General features: G+C 70.7%; 14 protein-coding genes. 9 read left to right on the top strand and 5 right to left on the bottom strand.

Annotated elements, in window-relative coordinates; all coding sequences use genetic code 11:
• The first annotated feature begins 213 nt into the window (after positions 1 to 213).
• The 3 genes from ACWEIJ_RS07015 to ACWEIJ_RS07005 are packed head-to-tail and all read left to right on the top strand — an operon-like array spanning position 214 to position 3,273.
• Complete coding sequence (locus ACWEIJ_RS07015; RefSeq protein ID WP_449836236.1) at positions 214 to 888, top strand: PAS domain-containing protein; 675 nt, start codon at positions 214 to 216, stop codon at positions 886 to 888.
• Between the two features lie 11 nt (positions 889 to 899).
• Positions 900 to 2,258, top strand: coding sequence for an aldehyde dehydrogenase family protein (locus ACWEIJ_RS07010; protein ID WP_449836235.1), 1,359 nt, complete (start codon positions 900 to 902; stop codon positions 2,256 to 2,258).
• A gap of 13 nt (positions 2,259 to 2,271) precedes the next feature.
• On the top strand, positions 2,272 to 3,273 hold the full coding sequence (locus ACWEIJ_RS07005) for a beta-ketoacyl-ACP synthase III (RefSeq protein WP_449836234.1): 1,002 nt from the start codon (positions 2,272 to 2,274) through the stop codon (positions 3,271 to 3,273).
• A 53-nt stretch (positions 3,274 to 3,326) separates the two neighbouring features.
• Here the strand turns inward: ACWEIJ_RS07005 and ACWEIJ_RS07000 are convergent, their stop codons facing one another.
• Entirely contained in the window at positions 3,327 to 3,731 is a 405-nt protein-coding gene (locus tag ACWEIJ_RS07000) for a DUF6069 family protein (protein WP_449836233.1), read from the bottom strand.
• Between the two features lie 30 nt (positions 3,732 to 3,761).
• On the bottom strand, positions 3,762 to 4,472 hold the full coding sequence (locus ACWEIJ_RS06995; protein ID WP_449836232.1) for a Crp/Fnr family transcriptional regulator: 711 nt from the start codon (positions 4,470 to 4,472) through the stop codon (positions 3,762 to 3,764).
• A gap of 146 nt (positions 4,473 to 4,618) precedes the next feature.
• Here ACWEIJ_RS06995 and ACWEIJ_RS06990 point away from each other — a divergent pair, with 146 nt between their 5' ends.
• Together ACWEIJ_RS06990 and ACWEIJ_RS06985 are read left to right on the top strand one after the other, a co-directional pair.
• Complete coding sequence (locus ACWEIJ_RS06990) at positions 4,619 to 5,539, top strand: PucR family transcriptional regulator (RefSeq protein WP_449836231.1); 921 nt, start codon at positions 4,619 to 4,621, stop codon at positions 5,537 to 5,539.
• 108 nt (positions 5,540 to 5,647) lie between these two features.
• Entirely contained in the window at positions 5,648 to 6,409 is a 762-nt protein-coding gene (locus ACWEIJ_RS06985; RefSeq protein ID WP_449836230.1) for a PucR family transcriptional regulator, read from the top strand.
• On the opposite strand, the gene ACWEIJ_RS06980 is transcribed toward ACWEIJ_RS06985, so the two are convergent.
• Positions 6,403 to 6,825, bottom strand: a complete 423-nt coding sequence (locus tag ACWEIJ_RS06980) for a YciI family protein (protein WP_449836229.1) — start codon at positions 6,823 to 6,825, stop codon at positions 6,403 to 6,405. The two genes, ACWEIJ_RS06985 and ACWEIJ_RS06980, sit on opposite strands and share 7 nt — an antisense overlap.
• A 115-nt stretch (positions 6,826 to 6,940) precedes the next feature.
• On the opposite strand from ACWEIJ_RS06980, the gene ACWEIJ_RS06975 reads away from it, so the two are divergent.
• Both ACWEIJ_RS06975 and ACWEIJ_RS06970 read left to right on the top strand, forming a co-directional pair.
• Positions 6,941 to 7,333 (top strand): CoA-binding protein, encoded by a 393-nt coding sequence (locus tag ACWEIJ_RS06975; protein ID WP_449836228.1) that lies wholly within the window; start codon positions 6,941 to 6,943, stop codon positions 7,331 to 7,333.
• Between the two features lie 80 nt (positions 7,334 to 7,413).
• Positions 7,414 to 8,310, top strand: coding sequence for a ParB/RepB/Spo0J family partition protein (locus ACWEIJ_RS06970; protein WP_449836227.1), 897 nt, complete (start codon positions 7,414 to 7,416; stop codon positions 8,308 to 8,310).
• 8 nt (positions 8,311 to 8,318) lie between these two features.
• Here the strand turns inward: ACWEIJ_RS06970 and ACWEIJ_RS06965 are convergent, their stop codons facing one another.
• Positions 8,319 to 9,425, bottom strand: a complete 1,107-nt coding sequence (locus ACWEIJ_RS06965) for a helix-turn-helix domain-containing protein (RefSeq protein ID WP_449836226.1) — start codon at positions 9,423 to 9,425, stop codon at positions 8,319 to 8,321.
• A 119-nt stretch (positions 9,426 to 9,544) separates the two neighbouring features.
• Between ACWEIJ_RS06965 and ACWEIJ_RS06960 the strand changes: the two genes are divergently transcribed.
• Positions 9,545 to 10,126, top strand: a complete 582-nt coding sequence (locus ACWEIJ_RS06960; RefSeq protein ID WP_449836225.1) for an NUDIX domain-containing protein — start codon at positions 9,545 to 9,547, stop codon at positions 10,124 to 10,126.
• A gap of 338 nt (positions 10,127 to 10,464) precedes the next feature.
• On the opposite strand, the gene ACWEIJ_RS06955 is transcribed toward ACWEIJ_RS06960, so the two are convergent.
• The gene (locus tag ACWEIJ_RS06955; protein ID WP_449836224.1) at positions 10,465 to 11,424 is read right to left on the bottom strand and encodes a hypothetical protein; all 960 of its coding nucleotides are present in this window, start codon (positions 11,422 to 11,424) and stop codon (positions 10,465 to 10,467) included.
• 239 nt (positions 11,425 to 11,663) lie between these two features.
• Here ACWEIJ_RS06955 and ACWEIJ_RS06950 point away from each other — a divergent pair, with 239 nt between their 5' ends.
• Positions 11,664 to 13,487, top strand: a complete 1,824-nt coding sequence (locus tag ACWEIJ_RS06950; protein ID WP_449836223.1) for a S8 family serine peptidase — start codon at positions 11,664 to 11,666, stop codon at positions 13,485 to 13,487.
• Positions 13,488 to 13,553: the final 66 nt, after the last annotated feature.

Below are 13,553 nucleotides of genomic sequence, written 5' to 3'. Positions count from 1 at the left end.
TCGGACGCCTCCCCGAACCCCCGCACCGCCCCTACCACAACATTAGGGGCCACCCCTCACACCTCGTTGACCGCGTTCGGCAGATCTTCCTACGATTCATCGTGTCAAGGCGGGAATCAGGAAATAAACCTAGATCGCCTGGCGACCACCGCAAGTTTCTCTTCTGCTGCAGTCGCGGAACGCCGAGTCCGAGATCGAGAGGGATTCTCTCCCATGCACACTGTTGCCGCTGGTTCTCTCGCACCTGACCACACCGCCGTCGTTCCCGACGCCGAAGTGTTCCGCTCCCTGCTCGAGCGGTCCGGTCTCTGCCTCGCGCGCCTCGACCTCCAGCTGCGCGTCGTCGAGGCCAACGACGACTTCGTCGCCCAGTTCGGGCACTCCCGCGCCACCCTGCTCGGCCGCAGCTTCTACGAGCTGCTGCACCCCGGCGTGCACGGCCCGATGCGCAAGCAGTTCGACCGCCTCGTCGAAGGCCGCCGCGAACGCTTCGTCGAGCACCTCGCCGGCATCGGCCCCCGCCACGCCGTCTTCACCGGCGACATCACCGGCATCGCCGTCCACGACGCGCACGGCGACCTGGTGCAGTTCGTCGTCGTCGTGAACCCGGAGAAGGGCGAGCAGCCCAACGCCGTCGTCGTCGACCGCAACCGCATCCTCACCGAGCTCGACGCCCGGATCCTGGAGGGCATCGCCACCGGTGAGTCGACCGTGCGGCTCGCCTCGCGGCTGTTCCTGTCGCGGCAGGGCGTCGAGTACCACGTCGGCACCATGCTCAAGAAGCTCAAGGCCCCCAACCGCGCCGCGCTCGTGTCCCGCGCCTACAGCCTCGGCGTGCTGAGCGTGGCCAGCTGGCCACCCCGGGTCTCGGCGGACTACATCAAGTAGGAGACGCCGCCGTGGAGGACGAGATTCTCGACCGGGCGGCCACCGCCGCCCGCGAGTGGGGCGCCACCAGCCCCGGCGACCGCGCGGCCGCCCTCGACGCCGTCGCCGACGCGATGGACCACGAGAGCGCCGACCTGGTCGCGCTGGCCGAGTGGGAGTGCCGGCTCCCCGGCGAACGGCTGCGCGCCGAGGTGGGTCGCACCACCTTCCAGCTGCGCTCGTTCGCCGAGTACCTGCGCTCCGGCGCGGTCAACGGGGTCGTCGTCGACCGCGAGGACCCGCACTGGCCGCCGGGACCGCGGCCCGACCTGCGCCGCGTGCTGGTCCCGCTCGGCCCGGTCGCCGTCTTCGGTTCGACGTCGTACCCGTTCGCGTTCAGCGTCGCCGGCAGCGACACCGCCTCCGCGCTCGCCGCGGGCTGCCCGGTCGTCGTCAAGGCCAGCCACAGCTACCCCGACCTCGCCGACCGCACCGCCGAGATCGTCGAGCAGGTGCTGCCCAAAGGCGTGTTCGCCCTCGTGCACGGCCAGCGCCGCGCCCGGCGGCTCGTCCTCGACCCGCGGATCAAGGCCGTCGCGTTCATCGGCAGCTCGCGGGTCGGCCGCGAACTGCACCACCTCGCCGCCACCCGGCCGGAGCCGATCCCGTTCTACGGCGGCTTCGGCAGCGTGAACCCCGTGTTCGTCACCCGGCAGGCCGTCCGGAAACGCGGGCGGGAGATCGCGCGCGGGTTCGCGCACGCGCTGGCGCAGCAGAGCGGGCAGCTGTGCACCAAACCCGGACTCCTGGTCGTACCGGAGGACTTCGCCGGCGACGTCGCCGCCGAGGTGCGCGCCCTCAGGGCGGAACCGTTGTTCAACAAGCTCGTGGCCAAGCGCTTCGAGACCGGTGTCGAGGCGCTGACCGCGTTCCTCGACGTGGTGGTCGAAGGCGGGTCCGGCGCGGGCGGGCACGCGCCGACGTTGTTGCGCACCACCGCCGCCGCGATCCTGGAGGGCCACGACGAGGCGTTGTCCGAGTGCTTCGGGCCCGTCGCCGTGGTCGCCACCTACCGCGACAGCCACGAGCTGCTGGAGCTCGCCGCCGCACTGCCGGGCCAGCTCACCGCGACCGTGCAGGGTGAGGACGACGACGTCCTGCCCGAGCTGATCGGCGAGCTGACCGGGCGCGCCGGGCGCGTCGTGTGGAACCAGTGGCCCAACGACATCGCGACCACACCCGCCATGCACCACGGCGGACCGTGGCCCGCGACCACGTCCCCGTTCCACACCTCCGTCGGCGTGCGCGCGGTCGAGAGGTTCCAGCGTCCTGTGGTGTTCCAAGGGTTTCCCAGCCGCTTCCTGCCGGAAGTGCTGGCGGACCAACAGTGAGGAAGGTCGGAGAATGCGCGCAGCGGTGGTCGCGGGACTCGGGTCATGGCTCCCGCCGCGAGTGGTCACCAACGACGAGCTGACAGCCAGGCTGGACACGACCGACGAGTGGATCCGGTCGCGGATCGGGGTCGCCACGCGCCACGTGGTCGAGCCCGGCATGGCGACCTCGGACCTGTCGGTGCAGGCGGCGCGGCGGGCACTGCGGTCGGCGGGCGTGCCGGGCGCGGGAGGGGTGATCCTCGCGACCACCACACCCGACCGGCCCTGCCCCGCGACGGCACCGGAGATCGCCTCGCGGCTCGGCCTCGTCGACGTCCCCGCGTTCGACATCGCCGCCGTGTGCACGGGTTTCGTGTACGGGCTCGGCGTCGGCGCCGGCCTGATCACCGCCGGCATCGTGGACAGCCTCGTCGTGATCGGCGGAGACGCCTACTCCACGATCCTCAACCCGCAGGACCGCACCACGTCCGTCATCTTCGGCGACGGCGCCGGTGCCGTCGTGCTGCGGGCCGGATCCCCGGACGAGCCGGGCGCGCTCGGGCCGTTCGACCTCGGCTCCGACGGTGAGCTGTCCGACCTCATCACGGTGCCCGCGGGCGGGTCGCGGCAGCGGTCGTCGCGCGAGATCGTGCCGCACGGCGACAAGTTCTTCCAGATGGAGGGCCGCGAGGTGTTCGCCAACGCGGTCGCGCGCATGTCCGCCGCGTCCCGCAACGCGGTCAAACGGCAGGGCTGGGTCGCGTCCGATGTGGACAGGGTGATCGCCCACCAGGCCAACACCCGGATCCTCGACGCCGTGTCCGCCGAGCTGGACGTGCCGCGCGACAAGTTCGTCTCCAACATCACCGACGTCGGCAACACCTCCGCCGCCTCGATCCCGCTCGCACTCGCCCACGGCGTGCGGTCCGGTGAGCTGCGGGCCGGTCACAAGGTGCTGCTGACCGCGTTCGGCGGCGGCCTCACCTGGGGTGCCACCACCCTGGTGTGGCCGGAGCTGAGCCTCGCGGAGTGAACGCGGGAACGGCCGGGGAGCCCGTCTCCCCGGCCGTTTCCGCGTTCAGGAACCTACAACGGGAGCACGCGGCGGAAGATCGGGACGGCGACCGCGGCCACGACGACGTGCATGACCATCAGCGCGACCACGCCGACCGCCGAAGCGCCCGGCAGGAAGAACACCGGCACGTCGGCGAGGAACGAGACCGCCACGACGACCGGCACGAGCTTGCCGAGCGTGCGCGCGGGGTTCTTGGCGCGTTTGCGGATCGACGCCCACGCGAACGCGGCGATGACCACGCCGACCGCGGTCAGCACGACGTAACCCTTGGGCTGCAGGCCTTCGACCGCGTTCGGATCGGCACCGAGCGCCTGTGCCAGCAACGACACGACGGCGTTGCCGGCGCAGGCGAGGGCGACCGCGGCGGCGACACCCAGCACGACCTTGCCCGTGCTGGTCCGGGTTTGGGTTGGCATGGAGCAACTCCTCTTGGGACAGAAGGATTCCTAGCGCTGCGTCGGCACAGCGGGCAGGCCGACGCGCACCCGGCGCGACAGCTGCGCCGGGTCGGTGAGGAAGATGCTCTTGCGCTCGATCGAGATCCAGCCCCGCTGGGCGAACTCCGAGAGCGTCTTGTTGACCGTGTCGCGCCGCGAGCCGACGTACTGACCGAGCTCCTCCTGGGTGAGGTCCTCGATCATCAGCAGGGCACCGCGCTGCGCGGCGCCGAACCGTCCCGCGAGCCGCAGCAACGCCTTCGCGAGCCGGGCGGGGGCGTCCAGCTGCACCACGTCCATGCGCATCTGGTGCGACTCGCGCTGACGGCGGGCGATGCAGCCCAGCAGCCGCTCGGTGATCTCCGGGCACAGCGCCAGCCACTTCGTCAGGTCGGCGCGGGAGATCCGGCCCGCCCGCACGTCGGTGATCGCGACCGTCGTCGACACCGCGGGGGCCGCGTCGAACAACGTCGGCTCCACCAGCACGTCGCCCGCGCAGTGGAAGTCCAGCACCAGCTCGCGGCCGTCGGTGGACGTGCAGCAGGTCTTCGCCTTGCCGGACCGCACCACGAACAGCTCCTCGGTCCGCACGCCCAGGCGCAGCAGCACATCGCCGCGCGCGAACTCGACGGGCTCCAGGGCGCGCGCGAACTGGCGCCACGCCTCGTTGGACGGCGCGAGGACCGCCGGCCGCGGCGGGGCGAGCAGCGTTGGGGCCACTTCGGTCTCCACTTCGTGCGAGCTGACCGGGCGTGCACTCGACGTTAGGGCGGCCGACACTGGCGTGACGCTGGAAAACGCTGGGGTTTTCCCCACCGCGAGGGCTGAGATCCTGCAGGGGCACGACACAGGGGGAGGAGCAACCCGTGCTTTTCGACGTCGGTCGTCTGCTGCACGAGGAGTTCCTCGCCGTCTACCGCGCGGCCGCCGCCGACGCCGACGGCTGGGAGGACGAGGCCGTGGCGGTCGCGCGCCGCGTCGGCTCCCGGCTCGCCGCGGCGAAGGTGCCGGTGGCCCAGGTGGTCGTGGCCCTGCGGTCCGCCGACAGGTTGCTGACCGAGGCCATGCTGGACGACGACGGCGACGCGCGTGCCCTGGCCGCCGCGGGCACCGCACTGGCCGCCGAGCTCATGTCCGCCTTCTGCGACAACGACGACGGGCTGGCCGACGCGCTGCTCGCCGGGAACGCACCCGACGACGCCGCCCCGTTCTACTCGGTCGTCTCCGTGCGCGGAACGGTGGCAGACAGGGTGGTAAGCGCTTTCCGCAAGCGCGGTCCGGTGCTGCTGGCGACGTCCGGGCACGTGCTGCTGCCGCTCGCCGAGGCGGCCGCGCTGCCGGTGTGCCGCGACGTGTGCGAGGAGCTCGGCGGCGAGGTGTGGTTCTGCGTCGCGGAACGGCCCGCGGCCCGCGTCGCGTTGGCGCGCAAGGAGGTGGACGAGATCGACGCGCTGACCGCGTCGCTCGGGCGGCCGCCGGGCGTGTACCGGATCGACGACATGTTGTTCGAGAGCGCGGTGCTGCAGACGCCCGAGGTGCGCGACGAGCTCGGCAAGGTCGTCGCGCCGTTGCTCGCGAACCCGGTCCTGGTCGAGACGGTGCTCGCGCTGCTCGACGCCGACGGCAACCGGGCGGTAGCTGTCAAGAAGCTGTTCATCCACCGCAGCACCATCGACTACCGGCTGTGGCAGGTCGAGCAGCTCACCGGGCTGAGCCCGGTCAACCCCCGTGACCTCGCCGTTCTCGGCACGGCGATCGGCATGAGCCGTGCGAACGCGTTGAGCTGAAACGGCTCCGAACGTCTCCGGCGAACGTTAAGGGTGCCTCAAGCCATCTGTGCCAACTGTCGACAGTTGCCTACGGTTGCGGGGCGAGACACCTCAGGGAGGCGACGCGTGACCACCGTTGTGGACAGCAGGCTGCTGGGCGATGTGTTGCGAGACATCCTCAGCCCGTTCGACCTTCCGCCCGTGGAGGACGTGGCGACCCGCCGTCAGCTGGCCAGGACGCTGCTCTCCGGGCGCGACAACGGATTCGAGGGTCTCGCCCTGGCCTACGCCGTCATCGCGTTCTGCGCGTCCACTGAGGACGGTGCGGCCGAGGTGCTCGCCGCCGTGCGCGACGACGCGGACGTCCTCGTGCTCGACGGCGTGCGCGGTGGTTACCTGCTGCTGCCGTGCGCCCAGGACCAGCACGTGGGCCTGGCTCGGGAGCTGCACGACCGGCTCGGCGGCGAGGTGTGGCTGGCGGTCGCCTGGGCGCCCCGGCGCGACCTGGCGCAGGCCCGCGCGACGGCCGAGGACGTGCTGCGCATCGCCTCCGGCCGCGCGCCTGGCGTCTACGAGCTGCGCACCGTGCTGGCGGACTTCGCCGTGCTGCGCCAGCCGCACGTCGCGGAACGGCTGGCCCGCATGATCGAACCCGTGGTGGCGCAACGGCCCCTGCTGGACGCGGTGCGGGCGTTCATCGCCGAGGACGGCAACCGCGCCGCCGCGGCACGCCGGCTGGACATCCACCGCAGCACCCTGGACCACCGCCTGCGGCAGGTCGAACGGCTCACCGGCTGCCGTCCGGCCTCACCGCGCGCGTTGCTGACGCTGAGCATCGCGCTGACCGCGCACTCGTCGCCCCAGGTGCCGCTGCCGCGCACTCACTGACCGCGGGCGGAGAGCTGCTCGCGCAGCCGGTCCTCCTGTGCCTGGATCTCGGGCGTCACGACGTCGGCGAACGCCTCGGCGCCGTGGACCTGCCGGATCTCGACCTCGCCGGTCCGGAACGGCGCCTTCTTCAGCCACTCCACCGCTTCCTCCAGCGACGGCAGCTCCCAGATCCAGAAGCCGGCGATCAGCTCCTTGGTCTCCGCGAACGGCCCGTCGGTCACCGTGGTCGCGCCCGAGCCGTCGAACGCGACCCGCGCGCCCTTCGAGCTCGGGTACAGGCCGTCACCGGCGAGCATCACGCCGGCCTTCACGAGCTCCTCGTTGTAGTCGCCCATCGCGGCCAGCTCCGCCGCGGTGGGCATGACGCCGTTCTCGCTGTCCTCGTTGGCCTTGACGATGACCATGAACCGCATCTCGATCTCCTCGTGTTCTGGTGTGCCCGTTTCTACTCACGCGTCGATCGGGCCGCCCGCCTTTCGACGAGCAAGACCAGATTGTGACCGGTGTCACACGCGTAGGCTCGATCGCATGCGCGAAGACGTCGAGTGGATCCTCGAGAACTGCCAGGTCTGGGCCATCGTGGGGCTCTCGGACAACCCGTCCCGCGCGGCCCACGGCGTGGCCAGGTTCCTGCAGCAGCGCGGCAAGAAGATCGTGCCGGTGCACCCGTCGGCGCAGACCGTGCACGGCGAGCAGGGCTACGCGTCGCTCGCGGACATCCCGTTCCCCGTCGACGTCGTGGACGTGTTCCGCCGCTCGCAGGACGCCGGTCGGTTCGCGGACGAGGCCGTCGCGATCGGTGCCCGCGCCGTGTGGTTCCAGCTGGGCGTGGTCGACGACGCGGCGTTCGAACGCACGAAGGCCGCCGGGCTGCGCATGGTCATGGACGTCTGCCCCGCGATCGAGTGGCGCGCCGGTTGACCGACTGGATACCCTGCGGCGAGAAGTCCTCGGACGCCTGGGGGTTCCGGGGACGCCAAGCCTGGGGGGCTTTGTTTCGCATGCTCGTTGACATCGATGTGCTGCGGCCCGCGGACTCTCCGCGACTCGGTGGCTGCAGCGAGGAGTTCGTTCGTTCACTCGCGACGTCCGGTGCCCGGCTCGCACCGATCGTGGTGCACCGCGGGTCCATGAGGGTCGTCGACGGAACGCACCGCCTGCGGGCGGCCGTGCTGCGCGGATCCCGGTCGGTCGAGGTCGAGTACGTCGACGGACCGGCGGAGGACGTGTTCGTGCTGTCGGTGTCGCTGAACGTCGCGACGCTGACCATCGCGGACCGCGAGGCCGCCGCCCGGCGCGTGCTGCGGTCGCACCCGCAGTGGTCCGACCGGGCGATCGCCGCGTCCACCGGCCTCGCGGCCAAGTCGGTCGGCGTGCTGCGCCGCGCCGTCGGCGGCCGCGCGGCCACCCGGATCGGGCGCGACGGCAAGGTCCGCCCGGTCAACTCCGCCGCGGGCCGCCGCCTGGCCGGAGAGATGATCGAGGCACGGCCCACGGCGTCGTTGCGCGACATCGCGCGGGCGGCCGGGGTGTCGCCGGGCACCGTCCGGGACGTGCGGCGGCGCCTGCTCGCCGGTCTCGACCCCGTGCCGGAACGGATGCGGACCGCCGAACTGGCCGAGGTCGAGGTGCCCGCGGCCCGCGGCGAGGCCCGCGCGCCCCGCAGCACCCTGCCGATCCTGCGCCGCGACCCCTCGTTGCGGTTCAACGAACACGGCCGCTGGCTGCTGCGGTGGCTGGAGGTGCACGCGGTGTCGCCCGGCGAGTGGGCGCCGGTCGTGGACGGGGTGCCGTCGCACTGCCGGGAGCTGGTCGCGGACATGGCGCGCGGCTGCGCCGAGGCGTGGGCGGAGATGGCCGACGCGCTCGACCGGGAAAGCCGCCGCCAAGCCGTCTAGTGGCGCGTCTACACGGCGAACAGGATCGCGCTGATCTCGCTCGCGATCTCCTTGCCCGCCGCCGGGCGGGCGCGGAACAGCAGCTTGCTGAACGACGTCAGGTCTATGTGGACGGTCGCCGACTGCACCTGCCTGATGTCGTCCAGCAGCTCGGCGATCAGCACGCAGGCGTGGTCGAGCTCGCCCGCCTCCGCGTGCGCGAGGGCCTGGCGCAGACCGAACCGGGTGCGGGCGCGCATCGCGGCCGGTGCGATCTGCGGGACCGCGACGTCCAGCATCGCGGCGGCCTCGGCGTGGCGGCCCAGGTCGTGGTACGACCACGCGGTCGCGATGGCCACCTGGTCGGCCACGCTCGTGCTGCCGTACCGGGCCTCGCCGACGTTCTCCTGCAGCGTCGTGGCCCGGTCGAGCGCCGCCTCGCACAACGTGGCCGCGCCCGCGAGCGCGTAGCCCTGCGCTTCCCGTTGTGCGGCAACGGCCTGGATCGCCGGCGAACGGGACCTGCTCGCCCGGCGCGCGCATTCGACGGTGGCGCGCGCATCGCCGCGGTACAGCGCGAACTCGGCGGCACGGACCAGTGCCCACGCCTCCAGTTCGTGGTCGCCGCCTTTGACCGCGTAGTGCACGGCGCGTTTGGTCATTTCGGCCGCTGACGCGTCGTCGCCGCGTTCCTGTTCCATCCAGCCCGCGTACTCGGCGTACCTCGCGGCGAGCAGCCACAGGCCGCTGCTCAGGCCGGGATCGTCGGCGGAGCGGGCCATCGTGCTGAGCACGTCCACCTGAGGGCGCAACGCGGCGAGCACCGACACCGGATCGCTGCGAAAGCCCAGCATCCGGTGATGGTCGAACATCGCGTCGTAGGTGAGCAGAACCCTGTCGTCGGCTGGAATCGGGCGGGCCGGCGTGTCCGCGAGCGCCATCAGGACGCCGTCCGCCTGCAGCGCGTCCTCGAACGCCCGCGCCATCTCGGGCGTCGGCCGGACCTGACCGTTCTCGATCTTGCTGAGGTAACCCTTGCTGTAGCGGACTCTCTCGGCGAGCCTGGTGAGTGAAAGCCCGCGCTCCGTGCGCAGTCGGCGTACCTCCCGTGCGAACGTGGGCGCCAACGGCTTCACCCCCCTCCCCGTAGTGTCTACGGGTTCAAACGAACAGATACCTGTTGTCCATTAATTGTCCGGAGATTGACGATCAACTGGAATCATCTGGAGCTGCCGTCGATGGTTCCATGTGAGTCATGGCGATGACACGCTCCGACGAGGCAGCTGGTGTGGTGATGGTCTGGCAGCGCTTGGCGACCAGCGTGGTGCACCGCTCCCCGTGGTTCGAGGTCCGCAGCGATGACGTCGTGCTGCCGGACGGAGGACACGGCACCTACACCCACGTGGTGGCCCCTGGCTCCGTCACGGTGCTGGCGTTGCAGGACGACGATCACGTCGTGCTGACCAGACAGTGGATCTACACCCACGGCGGCACCGAGTGGCGACTACCCGGCGGGGCCGTCGAGGACGGCGACAACGACCCCGAGACCGCCGCACGCCGCGAGCTAGCCGAGGAGACCGGGCTGCAGGCGGCGCGGTGGGAGCGCCTCGGGCAGATCCACGGCGCGGACAGCCTCAGCAACCACGTCGACCACATCTTCCTCGCCACCGGGCTCTCGCAGGGCGAAGCGACCCTCGGGCCCGGTGAGGCCGACCTGCGCGTGCGGACCATGCCGTTCTGCCGCGCGCTCGACCTCGTCAGGCAGGGCAAGCTCCCGCACGCCGGCAGCTCGCACGCGCTGCTCGTGATGGCGTTGCGCCGCTCGGCCCAGAAATAACGCACGACAGAGGGTTTCCTCATTCAGCAGGAAACAGGAAACCCGTTCTCATTCGACTGGCGGAAAGCCACTCTTGGTGCATCGGCGAGAACTTCAGCCGAAAGCCGGTCAGGATGAGAAGGTGAATTTCTCGATGAGAATGATCTGCTCACTCGCCACCGTTGTGAAGGTTGCCGCGATCTGCCTGTTCGTGGGATTCGTGGTCGGCAGCTTCTTCGTGGTGACGGTGATCTGACCCGACTTCGGACTGCGGTTCTCCCTGATCTCAAAGGGAGGTGTCAGCCGTGGAACCGCATTTCTTTTGCTGATCAGTGGTGTGTACTGCTGAACGTGCCCGGTTAAGCCCGTGGCGTCCATTGCACGCCGTAGCCGCGGCCCTGGCGGGGATGTGGGAACGACACGTCGATCTCACCGATCTCGTCGATGGGCAGCTTCTTCGGCCAAGGCGTCAGGTCATCGGTGTCGCGCGCCAGGGCCTCCTCGACGCGCCACACCGATTCCGGCAGGTCGTCCCGGTCGAACCGGACCCTCAACCGGAACGACTCGCACATCCGCTCCGGCCAGAACACGTAGGTCGGACGCATCACCTGCCCCCGCGGCACCTTGACCTCGAGCGCGAACTGGTGCGTTTGTCCCGCGTTGAGGGGTCGGGGCAACCGCAGCTTCATCAGGAACCGCCGTGGGGACGGCCGCTCGTGGCCGATCAGCTCCACCCCGTGCAGCACCTCGATGTCGATGTCGCCCGGCGCGCCGTCCGGCGTGGGGGCGGGGATCGTGATGGACCACGCGATCTCGTCGACACCGTCGGTGTCGGCCACCACGGTCCGGCGTTCCGTGCACGCGGGCGTCGGTCCGTCCAGTTTCAACAGCGCGTCGAACTCCTTGACGTGCCAGAGTTCCGACGGCGCCACGCGTGCCGTCGACGGGGCCGGCTGCAGCGCCACCTCCACCAGGCGCTGCAGTCCGGACTCCATCCTCCTGCGCACCGTGCGCGCACCGCGGTCCTGTTGCTTCGCAAGCCACTCGATGCGTTCGTTGAGGAACCGGAACTGCGCTTCCTCGTGCAGTCCGAGCGGCGCCAGAACGGCGTTGCGGACCTCCACCGGGAAAGCGCGCACCGCGTTCGTCACCCAGTCCCGCAGTTTCGTCCGCACGGCTTCCGCGCCGTCCGACTCCACGATGCCGCACACCTGGCGCAGTGCCGGTCCGACGTGCAAGTCGATTCCCGGAGTCTGCACCCCGCGCCCCCGGCACAACGTGCGCAGTTCTTCCATCAGCTGCTCAGGTGAGACAGGCATCCGTCCTCCGCGCGGAAATGCTTTGCCGGGCATGTCGGGCATACCTCGTCCGACGTTACTCCGGATGCACCATCCGGGTGAAACTGAATGTCGTCGGCCGAAGGGATTGTTCTACACCGGTAGCCGAGATGATCACCGCCAATCGACTGATGTCCTGACCTGGTCTTTCACGGTAACGTGCTGGTCACGGGCGGTGACTTCCTCCGGTCATCGCCACCCCTGCCGATGGAGGTTCATTCGTGCTGCGCACAATGTTGTCGGCCTTCTCCGCATTAGCCCTGTTCAGCGGTGTGCCCGCGGTGGCCGCCCCGGCGGAGAGCGCTTACCTGCTGCAGTTCCGCACCACTCTCTCCGACGTCCAGCGCCACGAGCTCAAAGGCCTCGGCGTGCGGCTCGGCGCGTTCGTCCAGGACGGCACCTACGTCGCCCGCATGACGAGCACCGCGCGGGTCTCGCGGCTGAGCTACGTCCGCGAGGTGCGCCCGTTCCAGGCCCGGCCGCAGATCGCGGCGCTCGGGTCGGCCGGCTACCTGATCACCCTGGCCGAGCAGGACACCCGCGACCAGCAGACCGTCGTGGCCGAGGTGAAGTCGTCGGGCGGCAAGGTGACCGTGGTGTCGCAGGACCGCGAGCACATCATGGCGGTGCTCGACTCCGGTCAGGCCGCCCGGCTCGCGAAGCTGCCCGCCGTGATCGCGATCGACCCGGTGTCCGCGCCGGAGACCGACATGGCGATCTCGCGCGAGTCGTCCGGCGCCAACTACGTCGAGGCCGCGGGCGGCTACCGCGGCCAGGGCGTGCGCGGCGAGGTGATGGACGGCGGTTTCCGCGCCACGCACCAGGAGTTCCGCGCCAAGCCGCCGGTGCTGCACACCGCCAACTCCACGGACATCTCGCACGGCACCTCGACGTTCGGGGAGATCTTCGCGTCCGGCGTCTCGTCCGCGCACCGCGGCGTGCTGCCCGAAGGCCAGGGCATCATGGCCGTCTACACCAACACCGCCGACCGGTACGCGCACACCAAGCAGCTCGTCGACCCGGCGGGGCAGTACCGGGCGGTGTTCCAGTCCAACAGCTGGGGTGACGCGCTCACCACGTCCTACACGTCGGTCTCGCAGGCCATGGACCGGATCGTGTTCGACACCGACCTCCTGATCTGCCAGTCGCAGAGCAACGCCGGCACCCGCAGCTCACGCCCGCAGGCGTGGGCCAAGAACGTGCTGTCCGTCGGCGGCCACTACCACTACAACACCCTGACGCGCGCCGACGACAAGTGGAACGGCGGAGCGTCCATCGGTCCCGCCGCCGACGGCCGCATCAAGCCGGAGCTGTCGAACTTCTACGACCGCATCGACACCACGTCGTCGTCCAGCGACACCTCCTACACCGCGTCGTTCGGCGGCACGTCCGGCGCCACGCCGATCACGTGCGGCAACGCCGGTCTGATGTTCCAGATGTGGGCCGACGGCGTGTTCGACGGCGGTCCCGGCAAGGCCCGCGACGTCTTCGCCTCCCGCCCGCACGCCGCGACCGCGAAGGCCCTGCTGGTCAACTCCGCGGAGCAGTACGAGTTCTCCGGCACCGCGGCCGACCAGACCCGCACGCACCAGGGCTGGGGCTCGGTGTCGGTGCGCAACCTGTACGACCGCGCGAAGGCGGGCGGCTGGAAGCTGCCGGTGCTGGTCAACGAGACCGACCTGCTCACCACCGGCCAGACCAGTCGCTACACCGTGACGTCCAACGGTCAGACGCCGCTGCGCGCCACGCTCGCCTACACCGACCCGGCCGGGTCGCCGACCGCGACCAAGGCGACCGTCAACGACCTGTCGCTCAAGGTCACCGCTCCCGACGGCACCGTCTACTGGGGCAACAACGGCCTGCTCGCGGGCAACTGGTCCACGTCCGGCGGGGTCGCCGACACCGTCGACACCGTGGAGAACGTGTTCGTCCAGGCTCCGGCGGCGGGCACCTGGACGGTCGAGGTGGTCGCGACCGCGGTCAACGTGGACGGCCACGTCGAAACGGCCGCGACGGACGCCGACTACGCGCTGGTCGTCTCGTAAGGCGGCGTTGTGAAGCGCACGCGGGGGCCGCTGTTCCCCACGAGGAAACGAAAGGCCCCCGCGTTG

It is taken from the genome of Lentzea sp. NPDC004789 (genome assembly GCF_053601075.1).
This window is presented reverse-complemented; position numbering and strand designations above follow the sequence as displayed.